This is a genomic window from Streptomyces sp. AcH 505 (assembly GCF_000818175.1).
In the GTDB taxonomy this organism is placed as follows: Bacteria; Actinomycetota; Actinomycetes; order Streptomycetales; family Streptomycetaceae; genus Streptomyces.
The window spans coordinates 6042571-6066181 of sequence record NZ_JTIY01000001.1 but is presented as its reverse complement, the minus strand read 5'-3'; the positions used below and the strand labels follow the sequence as shown (position 1 = coordinate 6066181).

General features: G+C 71.0%; 19 protein-coding genes. 10 read left to right on the top strand and 9 right to left on the bottom strand.

The window, feature by feature from the left end:
• The first annotated feature begins 49 nt into the window (after positions 1–49).
• Positions 50–916: a winged helix-turn-helix transcriptional regulator gene (locus HY68_RS27055; RefSeq protein ID WP_041993516.1), complete on the top strand. Its 867-nt coding sequence runs from the start codon at positions 50–52 to the stop codon at positions 914–916.
• Between the two features lie 23 nt (positions 917–939).
• Here HY68_RS27055 and HY68_RS27050 read toward each other — a convergent pair whose 3' ends face one another.
• From HY68_RS27050 to HY68_RS27040, 3 genes are all read right to left on the bottom strand, one after another.
• Entirely contained in the window at positions 940–1614 is a 675-nt protein-coding gene (locus tag HY68_RS27050; protein ID WP_041993514.1) for a VOC family protein, read from the bottom strand.
• Positions 1615–1665: 51 nt separating this feature from the next.
• The gene (locus HY68_RS27045) at positions 1666–2685 is read right to left on the bottom strand and encodes an LLM class flavin-dependent oxidoreductase (protein ID WP_041993511.1); all 1020 of its coding nucleotides are present in this window, start codon (positions 2683–2685) and stop codon (positions 1666–1668) included.
• Between the two features lie 157 nt (positions 2686–2842).
• On the bottom strand, positions 2843–4006 hold the full coding sequence (locus HY68_RS27040) for a S1 family peptidase (protein WP_041993508.1): 1164 nt from the start codon (positions 4004–4006) through the stop codon (positions 2843–2845).
• A gap of 337 nt (positions 4007–4343) precedes the next feature.
• Here HY68_RS27040 and HY68_RS27035 point away from each other — a divergent pair, with 337 nt between their 5' ends.
• Positions 4344–6755: a glycoside hydrolase family 95 protein gene (locus HY68_RS27035; RefSeq protein WP_041993505.1), complete on the top strand. Its 2412-nt coding sequence runs from the start codon at positions 4344–4346 to the stop codon at positions 6753–6755.
• A gap of 144 nt (positions 6756–6899) precedes the next feature.
• Here HY68_RS27035 and HY68_RS27030 read toward each other — a convergent pair whose 3' ends face one another.
• Both HY68_RS27030 and HY68_RS27025 read right to left on the bottom strand, forming a co-directional pair.
• A complete protein-coding gene (locus HY68_RS27030) occupies positions 6900–7091 on the bottom strand; it encodes a (4Fe-4S)-binding protein (protein WP_041993502.1) in 192 nt (63 codons plus the stop codon).
• A gap of 20 nt (positions 7092–7111) precedes the next feature.
• A complete protein-coding gene (locus HY68_RS27025) occupies positions 7112–8329 on the bottom strand; it encodes a cytochrome P450 (protein WP_041993499.1) in 1218 nt (405 codons plus the stop codon).
• Positions 8330–8436: 107 nt separating this feature from the next.
• Between HY68_RS27025 and HY68_RS27020 the strand changes: the two genes are divergently transcribed.
• A complete protein-coding gene (locus HY68_RS27020; protein WP_041993495.1) occupies positions 8437–9096 on the top strand; it encodes a TetR/AcrR family transcriptional regulator in 660 nt (219 codons plus the stop codon).
• Positions 9097–9113: 17 nt separating this feature from the next.
• Here the strand turns inward: HY68_RS27020 and HY68_RS27015 are convergent, their stop codons facing one another.
• Together HY68_RS27015 and HY68_RS27010 are read right to left on the bottom strand one after the other, a co-directional pair.
• Positions 9114–9791 carry a response regulator transcription factor gene (locus tag HY68_RS27015; protein WP_041993493.1) on the bottom strand — a complete coding sequence of 226 codons (678 nt, stop codon included), beginning with the start codon at positions 9789–9791 and terminating at the stop codon, positions 9114–9116.
• The gene (locus HY68_RS27010; RefSeq protein WP_041993492.1) at positions 9792–10976 is read right to left on the bottom strand and encodes a histidine kinase; all 1185 of its coding nucleotides are present in this window, start codon (positions 10974–10976) and stop codon (positions 9792–9794) included. It abuts the gene before it with no gap.
• A gap of 223 nt (positions 10977–11199) precedes the next feature.
• On the opposite strand from HY68_RS27010, the gene HY68_RS27005 reads away from it, so the two are divergent.
• The 4 genes from HY68_RS27005 to HY68_RS26990 all read left to right on the top strand — a co-directional run bounded on the left by HY68_RS27005 (position 11200) and on the right by HY68_RS26990 (position 17267).
• Positions 11200–12654 (top strand): alpha/beta hydrolase, encoded by a 1455-nt coding sequence (locus tag HY68_RS27005; protein WP_041993489.1) that lies wholly within the window; start codon positions 11200–11202, stop codon positions 12652–12654.
• 43 nt (positions 12655–12697) lie between these two features.
• Entirely contained in the window at positions 12698–13351 is a 654-nt protein-coding gene (locus HY68_RS27000; protein WP_041997276.1) for a hypothetical protein, read from the top strand.
• Between the two features lie 177 nt (positions 13352–13528).
• The gene (locus HY68_RS26995) at positions 13529–14839 is read left to right on the top strand and encodes an MFS transporter (protein WP_198533349.1); all 1311 of its coding nucleotides are present in this window, start codon (positions 13529–13531) and stop codon (positions 14837–14839) included.
• A gap of 139 nt (positions 14840–14978) precedes the next feature.
• Positions 14979–17267, top strand: coding sequence for a glycoside hydrolase family 3 N-terminal domain-containing protein (locus HY68_RS26990; RefSeq protein WP_041993483.1), 2289 nt, complete (start codon positions 14979–14981; stop codon positions 17265–17267).
• Between the two features lie 142 nt (positions 17268–17409).
• Here the strand turns inward: HY68_RS26990 and HY68_RS26985 are convergent, their stop codons facing one another.
• A complete protein-coding gene (locus tag HY68_RS26985) occupies positions 17410–18462 on the bottom strand; it encodes a LacI family DNA-binding transcriptional regulator (RefSeq protein WP_041993480.1) in 1053 nt (350 codons plus the stop codon).
• Between the two features lie 290 nt (positions 18463–18752).
• On the bottom strand, positions 18753–20384 hold the full coding sequence (locus tag HY68_RS26980; RefSeq protein WP_198533348.1) for a carboxylesterase family protein: 1632 nt from the start codon (positions 20382–20384) through the stop codon (positions 18753–18755).
• Positions 20385–20555: 171 nt separating this feature from the next.
• On the opposite strand from HY68_RS26980, the gene HY68_RS26975 reads away from it, so the two are divergent.
• The 3 genes from HY68_RS26975 to HY68_RS26965 all read left to right on the top strand — a co-directional run.
• Entirely contained in the window at positions 20556–21302 is a 747-nt protein-coding gene (locus tag HY68_RS26975; RefSeq protein WP_241778693.1) for an alpha/beta fold hydrolase, read from the top strand.
• 71 nt (positions 21303–21373) lie between these two features.
• Complete coding sequence (locus HY68_RS26970) at positions 21374–22387, top strand: ROK family protein (protein ID WP_041993475.1); 1014 nt, start codon at positions 21374–21376, stop codon at positions 22385–22387.
• A 180-nt stretch (positions 22388–22567) separates the two neighbouring features.
• Positions 22568–23611: glycosyl hydrolase (locus HY68_RS26965; RefSeq protein ID WP_052457189.1), on the top strand; the 1044-nt coding region annotated here is incomplete at its 3' end.

The window sequence follows — 23611 nt, the reverse complement described above, 5'->3', positions numbered from 1 at the left end:
TTCCCACCCGAAACAAAGTGAGTTCCGGAAAGGAACGTACTATGGGTGGATGAGGATGCACAACGCTGACGAGAACTGCGGCATCGCGCAGGCCGCCGTCGTGACGGGTGACTGGTGGAATGTGCTGGTGCTGCGTGAGATCGCGCGCGGGCACGTACGGTTCGACGCGCTCGCCACCGAACTCGGCCTCTCCCGGAAGGTCCTCACGGAACGGCTCGGCAGGCTCGTCGCGCGCGGGGTGCTGCGCCGCACGCTCTACCAACGGCGGCCGGTCCGCTACGAGTACCTGCTCACGGACTCCGGACTCGCGCTGCTGCCCCTGCTCGTGGCCATGCAGGACTGGGGCGACCGCTGGGTGCTCGGCGACGGGAGCACCACGGCCACGGCGGCGGAGGACAGCGCCGAACACGCGCGGGTGCACGGCCTGGTCGGCAGCCGGCTGCCCGCAGACCTCGAACTGACCGGCGCCGACGGCAAGGAGCACGCCGTCGTCGCGGCGGAGGCCGCGTCGACCGTCCTCTTCAGCTATCCCGGCACGGGTGTGGACTGGGGCGACGAGCCGATCCCCGGCGCGCCCGGCTGCACCCTGGAGAACCGGCTGTTCCGCGACGCGTGGCCGCGATTTCGCGCCGCAAACGCGGCCGTGCACGGCGTCAGCACCCAACTCCCGCACGAACAGGCCGCGTTCGCGCGCGCGGAGTCGGTGCCCTACCCGCTTCTCTCCGACGCCCAGCAGCGGCTGGCGGCGGCCCTGCGCCTGCCGACCTTCCGGGGCGCCGGCCGGCTGCGCCTCAAGCGACTTGTCCTCGTCGTGGACGCCGAACGGACCGTACGGCACGCGCTGTTCCCGGTGGACGACATACCGGGGGCGGTCGACCAGGCACTGAGCTGGGCGGTCGCGGCGCGGGTACGGTGACGCCGCCGCGTACCGTCACACCGTCAGTCGCGCTCCAGCGCGGTGCAGACGCAGACCTTGTTGCCTTCCGGATCGGCGAGCACGGTGAACGCAGGGGCCCCCGCGTCGTCGACCACACTCCCCCCGGCCGCGACGGCGGCGGCGATCCGCTCGTCGGCCACCTCGGGCGCCAGCCACAGGTCGAAGTGCCAGCGCTGGCGCGGGACCGGATGCGGACCGGTCCGCTGGAACCACACGCTGGGCACCCGGCTCGTCGGGTCGAAGACCGTGCCGTACACCGTGTTTCCCGGCTCACCGGTGAGCAACGCGGACCAGAACGGCCCCACCGCCCCTTCGTCGGCGGCGTCGAGCGCCAACTCGACCTGCGCCACCTGGCCGGGGACGGCGGTCAGCCCGCGCTCCCGCGCGAGCCCGCTGACGGTACGCGCGAACTCGAGGTCGGCCGCCGTGACCCACCGCGCGCCGTTGGTGTCGTCGACGGTGAACACCACCACGTCGACGAACCCGTCCCCCAACCGAACCTCCGGCACACACCGCCCGACCGCCACGGCCGCCTGAACGACTGCGCCGACGAAAGCCGCCCCACCGACGGCGTCGGCGGGGCGGTAGCGTGCGGCAATGGGTTGAGCGAGCTTGCGCCAGTCGCCGAGGTCACCGGCGACGGCCGCGAGGATTTCCGGAGTGCTGAGCCTGTCCATGGGATGCCATGGTTCCAGCCGCTGCCGGATGGTGCGAGTGGGCGGGACCGTTCAGGCGGTCGGGTGCCATCCCAGGGCCGGGCCGAGGTGGGTGGCGATGTCGGTGAGGATCTGGACGTAGTCGTCGTGGTCGAAGGTGAAGGGCAGCGCGAACGCCACCTCGTCGATCTCCCGGAAGGCGGCGTGTGCGTAGAGCTGTTCGGCGATCTCGGCGGAGGTGCCGACGAGGTCGCGGGCGAACAGCATGCGGGCGGGGCCCTGCGGTGCGGCCGTGCGTGGCGTTCGCTTGCGCGCGAACTCCTCGTACTTCGCGCGCTGTTCGGGCGAGGCGGAGTCGGTGGGGATGACGACGAGCCCCTGCGAGACGCGGGCGTTGTCGCCGTCGGGGTGGTGGGCGCGGAAGGTGCGGATGTGTCCGCGCTGGATGTCGGCGAAGTCCTCGGACTCCTCCGCCTTGACCACACTGCTGGTGAGGAAGTTCATGCCGTGCTCACCGGCCCACTGCGCCGAGCGCGTGCTGGCTCCGCCGTACCACATGCGCCGGCCGAGACCGGCGGACTGGGGCTGCACCCGGTCGGAGAAGACCTCGAAGCCCTCGGTCCCGGCCGAGTCGGTGGCGGGCGCGCCCCGTACGAAGTCCAGCAGCCGGCGCACGCGGTCGTAGCTGAAGTCCTCGGTGTCGGCGGTGTCCGGGTAGAGGGCCGGCTTGACCCGGTCGTAGTGCATGGGCGGCCCGACGCTGACGCCCGGGTTGAGCCGGCCGCCGGACAGCAGGTCGACCGTCGCGAGGTCTTCGGCCAGCCGCAGCGGATTCTCCCAGCCCAGCGGGATGACGGCGGTGCCCAGCTCGATACGGCGGGTGCGCTGCGAGGCGGCCGCCAGGACGGCGACGGGCGAGGAGATGCCGTACTGCAGATGGCGGTGGCGCACCCACGCGCTGTCGAAGCCGAGCCGCTCGCCGAGTTGGATGATCTCCAGCGTCGACTCGTGGCCGCGCCGGGGATCGGCCTCGTCGAACAGTCCGATGGTCAAGAACCCCAGTTTCCGCAACGGCTCCGACGGCAGCGGCACGGGCTCCTCCAACGTCCAGGTCAGGGCAGGTTCGACACCATCCTGCCAGGCCCCGCCGTGGACCGGCGCCGTAGCCCTGACGCCCGTGCGGGTGGTACAGGCCCATCAGGCCCGTACCACCCGCACCGCCGTATCGGGTTGTGCCACCCGCGTCAGCTCACGCTGTCGCCAGCGTCAGGCCGAAGGTGTTGAGGATCTCGTTGATCGGCTGGTGCCAGGTCTGGCCGCCGCTCGTGCAGTTGCCGAAGCCGCCGGACGTCACGCCCTGGGCCTGGTCACCGCTGATGAACGAGCCGCCGGAGTCGCCCGGCTCGGCGCAGACGCTGGTGCCGGTCATCTGGGTGACGGCGCCCTGCGCGTAGTTCACGGTCTCGTTCGTGCCGAGGACGTTGCCGCAGTGCCAGTGCGACGTGGAGCCGGACCGGCATATCGAGGCACCGATCGGGGCCTCGGCCGAGCCGCGCACCAGCTGGTCGGGGACCGTGCCCCAGCCGAGGACCACGGGGACGGTCCACCAGCCGTTGCCGACGCTCACCCAGGCGTAGTCGTTGCCGGGGAACGAGGAGCCCTGGAAGGAGCCGATGGCCGAGCCGTCCCAGCCGCTGACGCCGGCGCCGGCCTGGCCGCAGTGTCCGGCCGTCACGAAGCCGCCGTTGACGGAGAAGCCGATCGAGCAGCGGACGTTGCCCGTGTAGTACGGGTCACCGCCCACGGTGCCCGCGGAGAAGGTCCTGGGCGCCTGCGGCGTCTCCTTGACCGTGACGGGCCCGGTCTTCCTGGCCTTCGCGAGGAACGCCTGGACGTCGCTGTCGGACTTGCGCGCGGTGACGACGTCGACGACGACCCCGTTGGCCTTGGGGTCGACATGCCAGCCGGCCACGCCGGACGGTGCGGAGAGGGCGTCGATCTTCGCCTTGGCCGCGTCGAGTTGACGGGCGCTGCGGGTCACGAGCCGCACCGTGGCGCCGGTGGCCCGTACCGCGTCGGCCCGCTCTTCGCCGGTGACGGCGACGGTCAGCCGGCCGGTCTTCGCGTCGAACCACGAGCCGCCGTACGACGACCCGGCGGCGGTCCTGGCTTTGCCCTGGGTGGCTGTCGCCGTCTTCTCCGCGGCGAGCCGCGCTTCGGCCTGGGGCGCCGTGAGGCCCAAGTCCCGTTGCATGGCGGCGAGCAGGCCGTTGGACACCTGCGTTTCGGAGGTGACGGCGGAAGAGGAGGAGGGGGAATCCGCGGCGGCGGCCGGGACGAGCCCGGCGGTCGCCCAGGTACCTAGGAGGAGGAGTGCGGACAGTCCTGTGCGGACAACTGTCGTGCGTCTCAAGGGTTCAACCCTTCTGGTGTTCCAGATGTGTGGGGGTGGAACAGCAGGCATCTCTGAGCGCTCCGTGGAGGATGCCGTTCCGGACGATAGCCCAGAGACTTGATCAGGTCCATGCCAATTCCAACGTTGTTAAAAGTCTGCGCACATCCCCGTCCCGGCGGGCAGCAAGCCAGCCCGTCGTCCTGGAGCATGGATTCATCGGACTAATGCGTGCGCGAAGCCTTGTAATCGTTAATTAGTAGATTTAGCTTGACCGATGGCTCAGACGCCCCCAGCCACGCATCCCAGCGCGCGCCCCAGCCGCGTACCGCGTAGACATGAGCAGGAGACATCGCCCGTGACCTCTTCCCAGCCACTCCCCTCGTCCCCCAGTCGTCGGACCTTTCTCGCCGCAGCGGGGGCCGGATCGCTGGCCGCCTTCGCCGGGCTGCCGACGTTCAGCGCCGCGGCGGCGGAACCCGACCGGCCCTCCGGCGACCCGCTGGTCCCGGCCGGCCGGGCGGTCACCCTGTGGTACCCGGCGCCCGCCGACCCGGCCCGCATGATCCAGGAGGGGCTGCCGATCGGCAACGGACGGCTGGGAGCGCTGGTCGGCGGCGACCCCGCCGAGGAGACGCTGTACGTCACCGACGGCACCCTGTGGACCGGCGGCCTCAACGACGTCCTCGACGCCGACGGCCAGTTCCCCTACGAGCGCGTCCAGTTCGGCTCGTTCACCCAGCTCGCCCACCTGACGGTCGCCGTGCCCGGCCATACGCCCGACTCGGTCACCGACTACCGCCGTACGCTCGACCTGAGCAACGGGCTCGTCACGGCCTCCTACCGGCAGGGCGGCGTCACGTACCGCCGCGAGGTGTACGCCAGCCACCCCGACGACGTCGTGGTGGTCCGCATGACACAGAGCGGCAAGGGCCGTTACACCGGCAGTGTCCTGCTCGCGGGCACCCACGCCGAGAGCGTCACGACCGACAGGTCCACCACCACGGCGAGCCTGTCGGCGGCGCTGGACAACGGGCTGCGGTACGCCGGGGTCGTCACGGCGACGAGCAGCACCGGCCGGGTGACGGTCTCCGACGGCCGGCTGACCTTCACCGACTGCGCCGACCTCACCGTGGTCTTCAGCGGCGGCACGAACTACTCCCCCGACGCGGCCCACGACTACCGCGATCCCTCCCTGCGGCCCGACAGCCTGGCGCTGCGGAAGGTGCGCGCGGCCCTGCGGCACACGCCCGCGCTGCTGCGCGCCACCCATGTCGCCGACTACCGGCGGCTGTTCGACACGATGTCCCTCTCCCTCGGCGTCTCCGACGCGGACCAGCGCGGCCTCGACACCTGGCGGCGCCTCACGGCGCGCGCGGTGCAGGACGCGGCGCCCGACCCGGAACTGGAAGCGTCGTACCTCCAGTTCGGCCGGTACCTGATGATCTGCGGGTCGCGCGACAGCGTGCCGCTCAACCTCCAGGGCCTGTGGCTGGACGGCAACGACCCGGACTGGATGGGCGATTACCACACCGACATCAACGTCGAGATGAACTACTGGATGGCGGACCGGGCCGGTCTTTCGTCGTGCTTCGACGCGTTCACCGACTACTGCGTCTCCCAGCTCCCCTCGTGGTCCGACGTGACGGCCAGAACGTTCAACGACCCGCGCAACCGGTTCCGTAACTCCTCGGGCAAGCTCGCGGGCTGGGCCGTCGCGTTCTCCACCAACATCTACGGCGGGTCGGGCTGGTGGTGGCATCCGGCGGCCAACGCCTGGCTGTGCAACACCCTCTTCGAGCACTACGAGTACACCCAGGACACCCGGACGCTGGCCCGGATCTACCCGCTGCTCAAGGGGGCCTGCGCGTTCTGGGAGGCCCGGCTGATCACCACCACGGTCGACGACCCCGACGCGCCGTCCGGCACACGTGAGGTCCTCGTCGACGACAAGGACTGGTCGCCCGAGCAGGGGCCGCAGGACTCCATCGGCAACACCTACTCGCAGGAGCTGGTGCACGCCCTGTTCGGCAACTACCGCACGGCGGCCGGGATTCTGGGCAAGGACCGGCAGTACAGCGAGGTGATCGGCGGGCTGCGCGACCGGCTCTACCTGCCGCGCGTCAGCCCCACCACGGGCTGGCTGGAGGAGTGGATGTCGCCGGACAACCTCGGCGAGACCGAGCACCGCCATCTCTCGCCCCTGATAGGCCTGTTCCCCGGTGACCGGATCCGCCCCGACGCCTCCCCCGACACGATCCTGGCGGGCGCGCGCAAGCTGCTGACCGCGCGCGGCATGGACAGTTACGGCTGGGCCAACGCGTGGCGTGCGCTGTGCTGGGCGCGGTTGAAGGACGCGGAGACCGCGTACCGCCTCATCGCCACCAACCTGCGTCCCTCGACCGACAACTCGAACGGCACCGCGGCCAACTTCTTCGACATCTACCAGGTCGAGGAGACCCGGAGCATCTTCCAGATCGACGCCAACTTCGGTACACCGTCGGCCATGCTGGAGATGCTGGTGTATTCGAGGCCGGGCCGTGTCGAGCTGCTTCCCGCGCTGCCCAAGGCCTGGGCGGCGTCCGGGCATGTGACGGGCGTGGGCGTACGCGGCGGCTTCGTCGTGGACCTGCGGTGGCGCGAGGGGCGGGTGGAGGAGGCTGTGCTCCGCAGCGTCGGCGGCCGGACCACCACCGTGACGGCCGGCGGCGCGTCCCGTACGGTGCGGCTCGCCGAGGGAGGATCCGTCACACTGCGGAACTTCGGCTGACCGACCGAGGACTGACGGCTACCGACCGAGGACTGACGACTGCCCGCTGACCGCTACGGGGCCTCGGCCGAGGGGCGGTTCCGGGATGCCCCGGGACCGCCCCCGACGCCCCCGACGCTCCCGAGGGCCTACTCGGCTACGCGGCTACTCGGCGACGCGCACCGCGCCCGACGGACAGAGCATGCCCGCCTGACGTGCCGCGGCGAGGTCGTCGCCCCCGGGGTCGGCGGCGAGTACCGTCACCACACCGTCGTCGTCCTGGTCGAAGACCTCCGGCGCCGTCATGGCGCACAGGCCCGCTCCCACGCAGACCCCTCGGTCGGCTGTCACACGCATGGCTGCTCCTTTCGCCGTGGTCACCAGGTGACCGGGAGTTCGTTCACGCCCTGGATCGTCGTACCGGGCCGCAGTGTCAGCCGGTCGACGGGCACCGCCAGCCGCAGGTTCGGCAGCCGCTCGAACAACGCGGCCAGGATGACTTCGAGTTCGAGCCTGGCCAGGTTCTGGCCGAGGCACTGGTGCACCCCGTAGCCGAACGACAGGTGGTGGCGCGCGTCGCGCCGTACGTCGAAGGTGTCCGGCTCGGCGAAGACAGAACCGTCCCTGTTGGCGATGGAGTTGGTGACGATGACGCCCTCGCCCGCCTTGATGTGCGCCCCGTCGATCTCGATGTCGGCCGTCGCGACACGTCCCCCGGCGATGTCGGCGATCGCCAAGTAGCGCAGCAGCTCCTCGACGGCGCCCGGCACGAGGGCCGGATCGGCGCGCAGCGCGTCGTACTGCTCCGGGTGTTCGAGCAGCGTGACGACGCTGAGCGAGGTCATCGACGCGGTCGTCTCGTGCCCCGCAACCAGCAGCAGGATCGCGGTCGCCACCAGCTCGTCGCGGTCGATCGTGCCCTTCTCCAGCTGCTCGGTGATCAGGGTGCTCAGCAGACCCGGTCCCGGCTTGCCGCGCAGGGTGTCCACCAGACCGCTGAGGTAGCTCTCCAGGTCGTCCCTGGCGCCGCTCGCCCCTGCCGCGTCCGTGGACTGGATCAGCCGCCTGCTCGCGTCCTGGAAGAAGTCGTGGTCGGCGTAGGGCACGCCGAGCAGCCGGCAGATCACCAGGGACGGCACGGGCAGCGCGAACTTGCTGACGAGGTCGGCGGGCGGTCCCGCGGCGATCATCTCGTTCAGGAAGCCGTGCACGATCTGTTCGACGTCGGCCCGCATGCCCTTGATCCGCCGGACCGTGAAGTCGCTGATGGTCATGCGCCGCTTCGGCCCGTGCTCGGGCGGGTCCAGGCTGATGAAGGCCTGGGTGCGGTCCCGGATGCTCACCACCCGCTCGGAGGTCGCGGGGAAGTCCAGATGCGTGCGGTCGGACGACAGCCGTGGGTCGGACAGGAGCTTGCGCGCCGCGTCGTACCCGGTCACCAGCCAGGCCTGCCGGCCGTCGTAGAGGGTGACCCGCTGTAGCGAACCCTCCTGGCTCCGGAGGTCGTTGTACTGGTCGGGCAGGTGGTACGGGCAGGTGCGGTCGCTGGGGAAGGCGGGGGCGCCTGATGGGGGCGTCGCAACGGTCTCGGTCATCGTTCCCTCGCTGTTCTCGACGCTTAAAGAACGGTCAGTTCTCTAATCGGAGGCTAGGCTGAGTGACCGGATGTTCACAACGGGTGATCGATAAATGGCTGGGAGTCATGCCCTCAATCAACGGGGACGCGCTGGACCTGCCGGTCGGCGACCATCGAAGAAACCCTCGCCGCAGGGGCGAGGCACTGGAGAACGCCATCCTGACGGCGGTCCTCGAAGAACTCGCCGAGGTCGGTTACGCCAGACTGACGATGGAGCGCGTGGCCGCGCGGGCCCGTACCGGCAAGGCCACTCTGTACCGCCGCTGGCCCGGCCGCGCCGAACTCGTGGTGGACGCCTGCGCGGCCAACCGGCTCTCCGAGGCCGATGTTCCCGATACCGGTGTACTACGCACCGATGTCCTCGCGGCGCTACGGCAACTCTCCGCCAAGTTGGCCACCTCGCACGGCGACCTACTCCGCGGGCTGCTCACCGAGATCATGCACGACCCCGAATTCGCCCGGCTGGTGCGCGAACGGGTGCACACTGCGGGGCCGGGGCCGATCCAGGGCGTCCTGTGGCGCGCCGTCAGACGCGGCGAACTCGCTTCGTGGGTGCCCGCGTCCCGGCGGGCCGGGGTGGCGGTCGACCTGCTCCGTAACCACTACCTGCTGTACGGGGCCCCGATCCCGGAGAGTGTCATCACCGAGATCGTCGACGACGTCTATCTGCCCCTCCTGCTCGCCCCGCCGACCGCCCCGCCGACCGCCCTGGGGGACGAGGCGTAGGAGCGGCAGGACATCGGTCAGTCCTCAGCGTCGCGGACCAGCAGCGCGATCTGCACCCGGTTGTCGACCGACAGCTTGGTGAACAGGCTGCTGGTGTGCGCCTTGACGGTGGCGACGCTGATACGCAGCCGCACGGCGATCGCCGCGTTGCCCAGCCCGTCGGCGATGGCCCCCGCGGTGTCGCGTTCCCGTTCGGTCAGTGTGGACAGCCGTGTCCGCGCGGCCTCGCGCGACGACCGGCGTGCCTCGGACGACTGCGGCCCGGTGGCCGCGGCGATCACGCGCGCCGTGGCCGCCGGGGAGAGTACGGGGTTCCCCCTCGCGACCGTCCGGACCGCCTCGATGATCTGCGCCGGCGGGGTGTCCTTGAGCACGAACCCGAGCGCTCCGGCGCGCAGCGCGCCGAGCACGAGATCGTCGGAGTCGAACGTGGTGAGCATGAGCACCCGGGGCGGCGCCGGCCGGGCGAGGAGTTCCTGGGTCGCGCTGAGCCCGTCGCGGCGCGGCATCCGTACGTCCATCAGCACGACGTCCGGCCGCTGCTCCGCCACCACGCTGATCGCGGCGTCCCCGTCGGCCGCCTCGGCGACGACGGTCAGGTCCGGTTCACCGCCGATGACGAGTCGCAGCGCCATCCGCACCAACTGGTCGTCGTCGACGATGACGACTCGCACCAGCTTCCGCTCGCTGTCCACTCATGCTCTCTTTTCGTGCGTGGGGTTCGGCCAGGGTAGTCGCGCGGCGAGCACGTACCCCTTGTCCGGTGTGCGGTGGTGGCTGAGTTCTCCGCCGGCGAGCGTGACGCGTTCGGTCAGACCGAGCAGCCCGAATCCTGAGGCGGGCGCCTGGGCAACGGTCGTGGTGGCGGCCGAGTTGTGCACGCTGACGTGCAGTTCGTCGCCGGCGGTCCCGTCGACGACGATCTGTACGGCTGCCCCCGGGGCGTGTTTGGCGGCGTTGGTCAGTCCTTCCTGGACGATCCGGTAGCAGGTCCGTCCCACGGCATCGGGCGGTTTCCCCGTCACGGTGGTGGTGAGCGTGACGTCCAGCCCGGACGCGCGGGCCTCGGCGACCAGTTCCGGGATCCGGTCGAGGGAGGGCTGCGGTGGTTCCGGGTGGCCGGGGTCGGCCCTGAGCACGCCGAGGACGTCCCGTAGCTCTTCCAGCGCCTGGTGGGAGCCGTCGGCGATGCCACGGATCAGCACGCGGTTCTCCTCGGCCGTCAGGTCGCCGCGGTGGTCCAGCACGCCGGCCTGCATGGCGACCAGGGAGATCCGGTGCGCCAGCACGTCGTGCATCTCGCGGGCGATCCGGTTGCGTTCCAGGGCCCGCGCCTGCGCCGCCCGCGCGGTCTGCTCCCGCTCCGCGCTCTCCGCCCGGTCCCGCAGGAAGCCCACTTCGACGCGGCGAGCGCCGATGGCGACGCCCATGGCCACCGCGACGCCCGCGCTCAGCGTCGTGAGGGCGAGCTGGAGCCAGATCGACCAGGGCGGGGTCTCGATGGCATAGAGCCGGGCGGTGAACTGCGACGCGCCCACATAGCCCGCCACGACGACCGCGATCTCCACGGGCCGGCGGCGCGTGCCGATCGAGCACATCGCCAGCAGCCCGGCACCGGTGGCGAGCGCCGAGGCCGTCGAGGCGACGGCGACCGTGAAGGCGACGGTGAGCGGGAACCGCCGCCGCCACACCAGCGCCGTCAGACACGCGGCGGCGAGCAGCGGATCACCGGTGATGAACCAGGACCCCGCGTCGGTCGCGTGCCCGCGGGGCAGCAGCACTCCGGTGTAGAGCCACAGGGGTACGCCGATCGCCGCCGCGGCCGCCAGCCGCCAGGTCTGCTGCCACACCCCGAGCCGTGGTGCGACGTCCGTTTCCATCCGTCCATTATCGCGGCGGACGGTACGAGCGATGCGCTACCGGAGGCTGCTGCGACCCCGCCGAAAGTCGGACCGTCTCCTCGACTTTCGGCGGGGGTGCTTCGAGCCGCCGGGCCGATGTGACCGCGGCGCCGGACGGACAGACTTTTTCACCAGGCCGTCCCCCACCGACGCCGTCGGCGCCCGCGTCCGACCACGGCAACCGCGCCCGGAGGAAACCCAGATGCAGAGAGCCTTGTCCCTCGCCCTCGTCGCCACCGCTGTGGCGGCGGCGACCGCGGTGCCGGGGGTGTCGGCGGCGGCGACCCCCAGCGCCGTCCGGTGGGGCGCGTGCCCGGAAGGGGCCGCCGCACCACGCCTGGAGTGTTCGACGCTCGACGTCCCGCTGGACTACCGCCGTCCGGACGGCCGGCAGATCACGATCGCGATCTCCCGGCTGCCGAGCGAGCACCCCTCGAAGCGCCGCGGTGTACTGCTGACCAACCCGGGCGGCCCCGGCGCCGGCGGGCTCAGCTACCCGGCCGTTCTCGCCGCCTCCGGGCTGCCGCAGCAGGTGCGGGACTCGTACGACATGATCGGCTTCGACCCGCGCGGCGTGGACCACAGCACGCGGGTGACCTGCGATCTGACCCCGGAGCAGCAGGCACGCCGCAACTTCCCGCCGTACGCGCACACCGCGGCCGACGTCGCACGGGAGGCGGGGAACGCGCGGGCCGTCGCCGAGCAGTGCGCCAGCTCGCGGACGGGGTGGATGCTGCCGTACATCACCACGGCGAACACCGCGCGCGACATGGACCGGATCCGGGCGGCGCTGGGCGAGCCGAAGATCTCGTACCTGGGCGCCTCCTACGGCACGTACCTGGGCGCGGTGTACACGACGGCGTTCCCCCGGCGCGGCGACCGGATCGTGCTCGACAGCAACCTGGGCCCCGGCGGTTACGACGTCACGGCCATGCGGAGGTTCGCCCGGGGCATGGAGGAAGTGTTCCCGCAATTCGCGGCGTTCACCGCCGCGCACCCCGAGTACGGTCTGGGCAACACACCGGCACAGGTGACGGCGAAGTTCTTCGATCTCGCGAAGCGGCTGGAGGCGAAGCCCGTCCGGGGCATCGACGGGACGCTGTTCCGCGGCATCACATTCGACAGTCTCTACAGCGACGTGCTCATGCCCACGCTGGCCAGGACCTGGCAGGCACTCGACACGGACCGGCCGCTGCCGCCCGACCCGGCGCCGCCGAACATGGAAAACTTCATGTCCGCACGCCTGGCGGTCATTTGCGGTGATTCACGCTGGCCGGGGACGGTCCGGGAGTATCAGCGCGATGTCGCGGTCGACCGGGTGAAGTACCCGATGCTGGGCGGGTCTTCGGCCAACATCGGTCCGTGCGCGTTCTGGCCGGACAAGCGGGTCGAACGGCCGGTGCGCATCGGTGACCGGGGCCCGTCGAACGTGCTCATGGTGCAGAACGAACGCGACCCGGGCACACCGTTGGTCGGCGCCCAGGAGCTGCGGCGGGCATTCGGGAAGCGGGCCACGATGGTGACGGCCGACCAGAGCGGACACGGCGTCTATCCGTTCGGCCACAGCACGTGTGCCAACGACGCGGTGACCACATTCCTGACGACGGGACAGCGCCCGACGCGGGATCTCGCCTGCCCGGCGGCGCCGGGCACGTAGCGGCAACGAAGACAATGTCCGACAAGTAGCGGAAGTGAAGGCGATGTTGAAGGAATGGCGGCGTGAGCGGACCGCGAAACGGGTCAAGCCCGGGGACGGGCGGGAGCTGAAGCGCTTCCGCTGGTGGCAGTCGCTCAGCCGCGTACTGTTCTATCTGGAGCTGCCGCACGACGACGGCCGACGGACGGTCTACGCCGTCGACGCCAAGCGGTGGGGCGACCAGGGGACGGGCGAGTACAAGGCCGACCTGTACCTGCACGGCAGGCATCACGCCCACTCCAAGGTCCCTGCCGCTTTCCCCGTCCAGGACGGCGTCATCGAGGTGAGGATGAGCACCTTCGGACTGAAGCGCTGCCACTACGTCACCGCCGATGGAGTCGAACACCAACTCGTCCCGGATCCTCACTCCGCCGAAGGACGCCGCGCGCACCTCGACCGCGCGTATCCCGCACTGAGCCGCTGTATCGGCTTCCTCTCGGCGGCGGTCCTCCTCGTCGCTCTGCTCCTGCTCGTCCCGCAGGTCGCCGAACCACTCACCGAGGTGCCCGCCGTCGCCCGGCGCATCGGCACGTTCACCTCGCCCGTCCGACTGCCGGCCTGGCTCAACGGCGCTGTCGTGGTCGCCAGCGTGCTGGCGAGCACGGAACGGGCGCTGCGGCTGCGCTACAGCCGGCTGCTGGACGGCGCGGCAGGCTGACCCCGCCGGAAGACCGAGACCCGCCGGAAGACCGAGAACCGTCTCAAGGCCGAGAGTCGTGCATTCAAATTGCACACAGAGACTGATCAAAAGGCAAGGTAACGAACACCGTTGATGTTCTGTTTGTTCGAAGATACGGTGTGATGCCTCTGAGCTTGATCTCCCCGGGGGCCTGCCTTGTCACGAATACTCGCCGCTGCCGACGGCGTCGCGGTCGCGCCCTCCGCGATGCGGTCGGTGTGGCGTTCGCCGCTCTACCGGGGCGCGACCGTCGCGTTGTTCCTGTCCGGTCTCGGCGCCTCGGCCGCAGCGCCGCAGATCACCCTGTTCCTCGTCGACGATCTGCATGTCTCGCTGACCACGGCCGGCCTGTACTACCTCACGAGCATCACGGCCCCGGCCGCCGGATATCTCATCGGGGCCCGCTCGGACCGTACGGGCAAACGGCTCGGCCTGTTCCGGCTGTGCGCCCTGGCGGGATTCATCGGCTGGTCCGCCATGGCCCTGTCGAACCAGGTGTGGATGCCGTTCGTGATCAGTGCCGTGGTGCTGGCCTTCGCCGGCGCCGCCGGGTCGCAGCTGTTCGCCGCGGTCCACGACGATCTGCGGGCCACCGCCAGTCCGGTCGGCGACGGGATCGTCTCGATCGTGCGGATGGCGCTGACCGCCGGATGGATCGTCGGACCCGTCGCGGGCTCGCTGCTGGCCACCGCCGCCGGACCGCGCGCGATGCTGGTGGCGACCGGGGTGTGCACCCTCGCGCAGATCGTCCCCATGGGCTTCGCACGCACCCGCCCGGCACCATCCGGCGCACCGGCAGGATCACCCGCCGGCTCACCGACGGCAGCCGCCCCCGAGCCGACCGCGGCCACCTCCGAGGTGCCGACGGAGACACCCGTCGTACGCCCGGGACAGCGCGTCGCGACGCGGGCCATGCTGCCGCTGCTCGCGTTCACCGGGCTCTACGTGCTCGTCTACGCGGGCGAGCCGATCAAGTACGGCTATCTGACGATCTATATGCACAACGACCTGCGTCTGCCGACGGCCGTCAGCGGCGCGGTGATCGGCATCCAGCCGCTGATCGAGCTGATCCTGATGCCGGTGGCCGTGATCGTCGCCCGCAGGATCGGCATGATGCGCCTGATGATCTTCGGCGCGGCTTTCGGCGTGGGCGCCAACCTCTGCTTCGCCCTGACCGGCGGCGCGGCCGGCATGTTCGCCGGGCAGATCCTCATGGGCGGAGTGTGGGGGGTCTTCGCCGGCCTCGGCATCATCGTCGCCCAACGCCTGCTGCCCGAGGCCGTCGCGACCGCCTCGGCCGTCTTCATGAGCTCGACCGCCGTCGCCAGCGCCCTCGGCGGGCTGACCGGCAGCCTCGGCGTCGCGGTGCTCGGTCTGCCCCACGTGTTCCTCGCGCCCGCCCTGTACGGCATCGTGGCGACCGTCGGTATCGCCGCGCTCAGCCGCTCGCGGCACGCCGTCGGCTAGCTCCTGTCCGAACGACAGGCCCCAGGACTCGTACCGCGCAACGACGCGCGGGTGCAGGGCTCGTGCGACACCGCTCGGCCCGCGAGTCCGTGGTCCGTCCCCCACTCCTCACATCAAGACGCCGTGAAGGGAAATTCCTGTGCCCTCCTCTCCGCTCTACCTCGACCCCGCTCTGCCCGTCGCCGAGCGGGTCGACGACCTTGTCGGCCGTATGACGCTGCCCGAGAAGATCGGCCAGATGCTGCAGTTGAACGCCAAGGAGGGCGTGCACGTCGTCTCGGACATGCATGTGGGCTCCCTCGTCCATGCCTCCCCCGAGCGCGTCGTCGAGGCGGCCGGACTCACCGAGCAGTCCCGGCTGCGCATCCCGCTGCTGGTGGCCGAGGACTGCATCCACGGCCACTCCTTCTGGGAGGGCGCCACGATCTACCCCACCCAGCTCGGGCTGGCCGCGACCTGGGACGCGGCCCTGGTCGAGCAGGTCGGCAGAGCGACGGCGGTGGAGGCCGCAGCGACGGGTGTGCACTGGACGTTCTCGCCCGTGCTGTGCATCGCACGGGACCTGCGCTGGGGCCGGATCAGCGAGACCTTCGGCGAAGACCCGCACCTCATCGGCGAGTTGGCCTCCGCCATGGTCCGCGGCTACCAGGGCGAAGGGCTCTCCGACCCGACGGCGATCCTCGCCTGCGCCAAGCACTTCGCCGGATACTCCGAGACCCAGGGCGGCCGGGACGCCAGCGAGGCCGACATCTCGCGGCGCAAGCTGCGCTCCTGGTTCCTGCCGCCCTTCGAGCGGGTGGCCCGCGAAGGGTGCCGTACGTTCATGCTCGGCTACCAGTCCATGGACGGCGTGCCGATCACGGTCAACAACTGGCTGCTCAACGACGTGCTGCGCGGTGAGTGGGGTTACACGGGCACGCTCATCACCGACTGGGACAACGTGGGCCGCATGGTGTGGGAGCAGCGCATCCACGCCGACTACGCGCAGGCCGCAGCGGCGACGGTCCGCGCGGGCAACGACATGGTGATGACGACGCCGAAGTTCTTCGACGGGGCGCGGGAGGCCGTCGAGCAGGGCAAGCTCGACGAGGCGGAGATCGACCAGGCGGTACGCCGCATACTCACGCTCAAGTTCGAACTCGGGCTGTTCGAGGACCCGCGCAGGCCCGACCGGGCCCGGCAGGCCGAGGTGATCGGCAGCGCGGCCCATGCCGCGCTGAACCTGGAGACGGCGCGTCGCTCGCTCGTCCTGCTCACCAACGACGGCACCCTGCCGCTGGCGGGCGGGTTCACGGCGGGCGCCGACGGCCAGGCCGTCGCGGGGACGGATACCGCGCCGCGCACCGTCGCCGTCGTCGGCCCCAACGCCGACGACGCCCAGACCCAGCTCGGCGACTGGGCCGGCTCGTCCGGCCAGGCCGACTGGCTCCCCGACGGCCAGCCGCGCGCGATGATCACGACCGTGCTCGAAGGGTTCCGGGCGCATGTCCCCGAGGGCTGGAGCGTGACGCACGCGCGCGGCGCCGACATCCTCACCGTCGACGCCGACCCGGAGGGCGCGTTCTTCCCCGACGGGCAGCCCCGCCCCAAGGTCGTCGTCCCCGCGGATCCGTCCGGGACGCTGATCGCCGAAGCCGTGGCACAGGCTGAGGCCGCCGACTATGTCGTCGCCGTCGTGGGCGACCGTATCGAACTGGTCGGTGAGGGCAGGTCGACGGCGACCCTGGACCTGGTCGGGGGCCAGGTCGCCCTCCTCGACGCGCTCGCCGCGACCGGCAAGCCGCTGGTGGTCGTGGTCATCAGCTCCAAGCCGCTCGTCCTGCCGCCGTCCGCCCGCGAAGCGGCGGCGATCGTGCACGCCTTCAACCCCGGCATGCTCGGCGGACAGGCGGTCGCGGAGCTGGTCCTCGGCCTCGTCGAGCCGACCGGCCGGCTGCCGATCTCCTTCGCCCGGCACGCCGGCCAGCAGCCGACGTACTACAACCAGGTACGCGGCCAGCACGGCACCCGCTACGCGGACCTGACGCAGCGCCCGGCCTTCGTCTTCGGCGAGGGCCTGAGCTACACGACCGTCGAGTACGCGGACCTGGAGATCCGCACCACGGAGCTGACGGCGGACGACTCGGTCCACGCCCGGCTCACCGTCTCCAACACGGGCACACGCCCCGCCCTGGAGACCGTGCAGGCGTACATCAGCGACACGGTCACCTCGGTGACCTGGGCGGAGAAGGAGCTGAAGGCGTACCAGCAGGTGGCACTGGCACCGGGTGAGTCACGCGAGGTCCTGATCGACCTGCCGGTCGCCGCGTGCACGCTCGTGGACGCGGAGGGCGAACGCGTCGTGGAGCCGGGCGCCTTCGAGCTGCTGGTCGGCCCTTCGTCCCGCGACGAGTCGCTGCTGCGGGCGGGATTCACCGTCAAGGACTGACAGCCGAAGCGCGTCCAGGGCCGGTTCCGCACGCCCCCGGAACCGGCCCCGGCTCCGCGCCTCCGCCGCCATCACCGACCAGATCGGCCGCATGCTGCTGGTGCAACCCTGGGCTTCACGAGCAACGCGCCCTGGGCGGTTTTCAGTTGGGCGTCGTGGTTCGGGGCGGTGGTGCGGTGGAGCCGCGGGGGACGAGGCTGGGGACTTGTGCCGCGTGGGAGGTCAGCTCCCGGTGCATCATCACGTCGAAGAGCGTTTCGGTGACGTCGGCGCCGAAGGAGAAGACGTCGTGCTGCATGGCCGACAGCGTGGGGCGCGTGAGCTGGCAGAGCTGGGAGTCGTCCCAGGCGAGGAGGGACAGGTCGGCCGGGACGGAGAGTCCGAACTCACTGGCGACTCCGAGGGCCGTGACCGCCATCAGGTCGTTGTCGAAGACGATCGCCGTGGGCCGCTCGGCCGACAGCAGCAGTGTGCGGCAGGCCTTGCTGCCTTGGTCGGCGGAGAAGTCGGCGACCACGGTCCGGGCCTGGAGGCCCAGTTCACGGGCGATGTCGGTGAAGGCGGTGGTCCGGATGGCGCTGTGGCCCAGTTCGGCCGGTCCGCTCACCCGGGCGATCCGGCGGTGTCCGAGCGCGGCCAGATACCGTACGGCCTCCACGACGGCGGCGGCGTCGTCGGTCCATACCGAGGTGAACGGTCCGGCGAGTGACGGGTGGCCGACCACAACGGCCGGCAGTCCGATCGAGGACAGCGCCGGGATGCGCGGGTCGTCGACCCGCAGGTCGACCAGGATGCTCCCGTTGACCCGGTTGCCCTGCCACCACTCCCGGTGTACTTCGACCTCTGCCTCGGGTTCCACGAGACGCAGCAGCAGAGAGCAGGAGTGCCGGCCCAGCACGCTTTCGATCCCGGAGATGAACTCCATGTAGAACGGTTCGAGGCCGAGCATCCGGGCCGGCCGCGCGATGGCCAGCCCCACGGTGTGCAGCGCCCGCCCCGACAGGGACTGTGCCGCCTGGTTCGGGCTCCATCCCAGTTCGCGGGCCGCCTGGAGAATCCGCTCCTTGGTCTTGGAGGAGACGCCGGGCTTGTCGTGCACCGCGATGGTCACGGCGGAGGGCGAGACCCCGGCCAGCCGGGCGACATCCTTGATCGTGACCTTGCGCCCGCTGCCGGTGGCTGCTGTCTGAGTCACTGGGGATCCCGCCTTCCCGTTGTCGATCGCGCACCAGGCTCAGCAGTGGCAGGCGGTAAAGCGCACCAGTGCGAGGACAGCTCAGGTTAGCCCCCGCCGGTCCGCGGACGTGCAATTGTCTCATCGTAAACGATGTCGCCCGTGTCCCTTGAGGGCTGGGGTCCTGTCGGGAGCCTTGAGAGCGGCCCGGCCCCTCGCCGACGCGCGCGTGCAGGCGCCCGAAATCGGCCTCGGACGCCTGCGGTTTACTCAACCGTTTTACGGCAGGCTCACGCGCACGTTCCCGCGCCTCACTGGAGGTGGATCAGGCCGTGCGCGTCCCAGAAGTCGCAGTGATGGTCGGCGGCGTAACCGGCCGTCAGCCCGGACCGCGGCAGGCGGAACTGCAGGGCTTCGGGGTGCCCCGGGCGGTAGGCCGGCCACGGGCCCTGCCGGGGGTCCGGCCGGCCGGTCGTGATGAACGCGCCCCACTGGGCGCGCATGGCCCGGGCCAGCCGCTCCTGCGCCGGGTTCAGCCCGGTCAGGAACTTCCGCGAGCCGTCGCTGCGGGTGAAGGCGAACAGGTATTCCAGCTCGGTGGTGTGGTAGGCGCCCCAGGCGAAGCCCGGGGTGACGTCCTCGGCCGGCGCGGTGAAGTCCGCGAACTCGTAGGCGTAGGTACGGGTCTGTGGCGCGAGTGCGTTCTCGATCGTCCACGTCCGGCACACCCGGTCCGGGTCGGAGGCGATGGCCCCCGCCGCGTCGGCCGGGTCCATGCCGGAGTACAAAGCCAGGATCTCGTCGGCCTGCTCCGGGTACGAGCGCCGCACCCAGGCGGTCAGGGTGTCCTCGGTGGCGGGCTGGGCGATGCCCGGGTAAGGGCGGTTCTCGTCATGGGTGTTGCCGACCAGGACGGGCACATGCGTGAAGTCGCCTGCGGCGATCGCCTGTCGTGGGTCGCGCGGCAGGAGCGTCCCGCCGATCGTGGGAGTGCCGGGCGAGCCGGGCCGGTCGAGCAGTGTGCCGACGCTCTTGCCACGCAGGCATCGCGCGGCCGTCGCGGCGTCGTCGCAGCCGACCGAAGCGGCGAAGGCGGTCCCCGACTCCTGTGCCGCGCCCAGCGGCCCGGCGTCGCACGCGCCGCTCTCGATGATCGCCCGGGCGAACAGGCCCCTGGCCGACGGCACGGCCAGCAACCGGCACACGGCGCGCCCGCCAGCCGACTGTCCGGCCACCGTCACCTTGGCCGGATCGCCGCCGAACGCTCGGGCGTTGGCGCGCAGCCAGCGCAGCCCTGCGACCTGGTCCATGAGCCCGTACTGGCCCGACATGCCGTCCGGTGCCTCGCGGCCGAGCGCGGGCAGTGCCAAAAACCCCAGCCAGCCCAGCCGGTGATTGACCGTCACCACGACGCTGCCGGTCTCGGCGGCCAGGTCGGCCGCCTGGTACTGGCTGCCCGAGCCGTTGATGCCACCGCCACCGAAGATCCAGTACAGGACGGGCGCGTGACCGGCCCGGGCCGCCGGGGTGTCCGGACGCCACACGTCCAGGTAGAGGCAGTCCTCGGTCTCCGACCGGGGCCCGTTGCTGTTCTCGGCCTGCGGGCAGACCGGGCTCGGCTCCGCAGCGTCACGGACGCCGTGCCACGCCTGCGCGGGTTGCGGCGCCCGCCAGCGCAGGGCACCGATCGGCGCCGCGGCGTACGGGACATGGCCGAAGAAGTCCACCCGGGGTGTGGCCGCTTCGCCGCGCAGAACACCCTGCTGAACCCGGACGACCGGTGAGCTGTGCGCCGTCGCTGCGGGAGCCCGGGCGGAATCGGCGGGCGTACGGCCCGGCGGCGCAGCCGCGCTCGCCGCGCTCGTTGCGACAAGCACCGCCACCACCGAGAGGACAGCGCCCACCAGACGCGGGGAGGGCAGGCGAAGACAAGCTCGGAACACGTGATCATCTCCTCGACGGAACGCGGGAGTTGTTCTCCGTTCAGCACACTGCGGGCCGTCACCGCGCAGCGTGGTCGGCGCCCGCCGCCGGCCCTTGGCCGCCGCCTGACGGATCCGCCGTTCAAGGTAGACGCCACACCCGCAGTACGTCTATAAAACGTTCGAGGAAAGATGGGCGGCGCTCGGCCGGCCTGCTTCCCCTCACCACGGGAGACGACGATGCGGCTGACGACGCACACATGGGGCACCGGCAACCGCGTGGCGCTGCTGATCCACGGCATGATGGCTGATCACCGCACCTGGCGCCGGGTCGGACCGGCGCTCGCCGACCGCGGTTACCAGGTCGTCGGTGTCGACCTGCCCGGGCACGGCGGCAGTCCCCGCAGCAGCGGCCAAGACGGCGCCAGGCTCTACGGTCTGGACGACATGGCGCGCGCGGTGGCAGCCGCCTGCCCGTCCAGGGCCGAGGTGGCGATCGGACACTCCCTGGGCGCCCTGGTGCTGGAACGGGCCGTCGACCGTGGCCTGGCAGTTGACCGTGCTGTTTACAGCGACCCCGCCTGGCGCAGCGAGCCGCACGACCTCGCACCGGCCCGCGCCTACAAGCACGCGACCCGCGACGAGATCCGCACGGCCAACCCGCGGTGGGAACCGGCGGCCGTGGACGACGAGTTGGCGTGCCTGGCGTTGTGGGATCCCGACACGCTGACAGTCCTGGACCCCCCGCCCGGCCTTCCCGCATCGGCGGCCGGTCCTTCCCTGGTGCTCCTCGCCGACCCCAGCGAGCGTATTGCGCCCGGCGGCCAGGAACTGCTGCGCGCCCGCGGGTTCGAGCTGCGGACCGTACCCGGCGCGGGCCACTCGATCCACCGTGACGACTTCCCCGGGTTCATGTCCGCCCTCTCGGGCTGGGTCTGACCGATCGTAAAACGCTGTACCAGTCTGCACACTCATCGCGCCGCCCATCACCGTCCGGACGGAAAACAGTCATGGTCACTCGATCCCCCGAGGCGTTGTCCCTGCCTCCCGCGCACACCGGCGACCAGCTTCTGGCCGCCCTCGACGTCGGCGGTACCAAAATCGCCGGCGCGGTTCTCGACGGGCAGGGAAACGTCCTGCACCGCTCCCAACAGGGCACCCCTCCCGCAGGCGGCCCCCAGGAGGTGTTCCTGGCCGTACGGGCGGTGCTGGCCGAGCTGGCGGCGCTGCCGCAGTGGGCCCGGGTGACCTCGCTCGGCATCGCCAGCGCGGGCCCGGTCGACATCGCCCGGGGCACGGTCAGCCCCGTCAACATTCCCGGATGGCGCGAATTCCCGCTCGTCGAGCGGGTCATGGAGCTGCCGCCCGTGGCCGGGCTGCCCGTGACGCTGTGCGGGGACGCGGTCGCCATGACGGCCGCGGAGCACCGGAAAGGCGCCGCGCGCGGCTGCCGGGACGCGCTGTGCATGGTGGTGTCGACGGGAGTGGGTGCCGGACTGGTCATGGACGGCGTGGTACGCAACGGCCCCACCGGCAACGCCGGCCACCTCGGCCACATCACCGTCGACCTGCTGGGAGATCCGTGCGCGTGCGGGTCCCGGGGCTGTGTCGAGCAGCTCGCCAGCGGCACCTCCCTCACACGCCGGGCCCTGCAGGCCGGTTGGCGGCCCTCCGGAACCGCCGACGGCGCGGCGCTCGCGGCAGACGCCCGCGCGGGCGACACCGTCGCCCTTGCCGCTTTCGACACCTCCGCCCGCGCTCTGGCAGCCGCCGTCGCCGCGGTGGCCACTCTGGTGGAGATCGAGGTGGCCGTCATCGGCGGCGGCGTCGCCGAGGCCCACGACGTACTCTTCCCGCCCCTGCGCCGCCACCTCGCGTCCTACGCGACGCTGCCGTTCGCAGCAGGGGTCCGCATCGAGCGCGCGGCGCTACGGGCCGACGCCGGACTCATCGGGGCCGGCCTGATCGGAGCCGGTCCGATCGCGGCCGACCCCAGGGCAAGCGGAATCGCCCCGCGTCACTAGCACGTTTTACTTCCGGGCTGTCCAATCCATTGACACTGTCATGTACGCGTTCTAACTTCCAGGCGTCGATCCCGACATGGATAGAGCGTGACAGTGACGCGCAGCCGCGGGATGTTGCGGATTCGAGCAGGCCGCGCATGCAGCGTTTCACCCCCACCGCACGCATGAGAGGGCTCCCCATTGAGACCGAAGATCTTCACCCGTAGAACGACCGCTCTGCTGGCCGCGCTGCCACTGGCCGCTGCGGCCTGGCTGGCCACGTCGCCGTCCCCGGCGTCAGCGACCGGCGCCTCGACGCCGGCCGCCGTCATCGACTATCTGCATCAGATCAGCGGCAATCACGTGATCAGTGGCGTCCACAACAAGGAGCCGCTGAGCAACCCCTCGCAGTACACCGCGCAGGCGCACTCGATCACCGGCAAGTGGCCGGGCCTGTGGGGCGGCGAACTCGGCTTCACCGCCTCGGACGTGGCCAACCGCCAGACCCTGATCAACCAGGCCAAGACCGAGTGGGCCAACGGGTCGCTGGTCTCCCTGACGTGGCACATGTGCCGGCCTGACGTGGCGACCTGCGCATTCGACGGCGGCATCAACGGCGCCAGCCTGTCGGACTCCGACTGGAGTCAGTTGATCACGAACGGCACCTCGCTCAACAACGCGTACAAGGCCAAGCTCGACACCGCCGTGCCGTACTTCCAGCAGCTCAAGGACGCAGGGATACCTGTGCTGTTCCGGCCGCTGCACGAGATGAACGAGAGCTGGGCGTGGTGGGGCGGCCGCTCCGGCGCCAACGGCAGTGCCAAGCTGTTCCAGATCACCCACGACTACCTGGTCTCCAAGGGCCTGACCAACATCGTCTGGGTGTGGAACATCAAGGACACCGACCAGAACGGCGGCTCCGGAGGCGTCTCGGGCTTCTACCCCGGTGACTCCTCCGTGGACGTCGCCAGCCTCGACCCGTGGGTGCACTCCTGGCCGGGTGGCGACTGGTACAACGCCATGCTCAACGTCGCACACGGCAAGCCCATTTCGCTTGCCGAGGTCGGCACGGTGCCGACGGCCGCACAGCTCGCCTCACAGCCGCAGTGGGCCTGGTTCATGATCTGGTCCGAGTACCTCACCTCGGCGAACTCCGCCTCGGGCCTGCAGGCGACGTTCAACTCCTCCCGGGTGCTCAGCCAGGGCCAGTTCACGATTCCTACGGGCAGTTCGCCGACGTCTCCT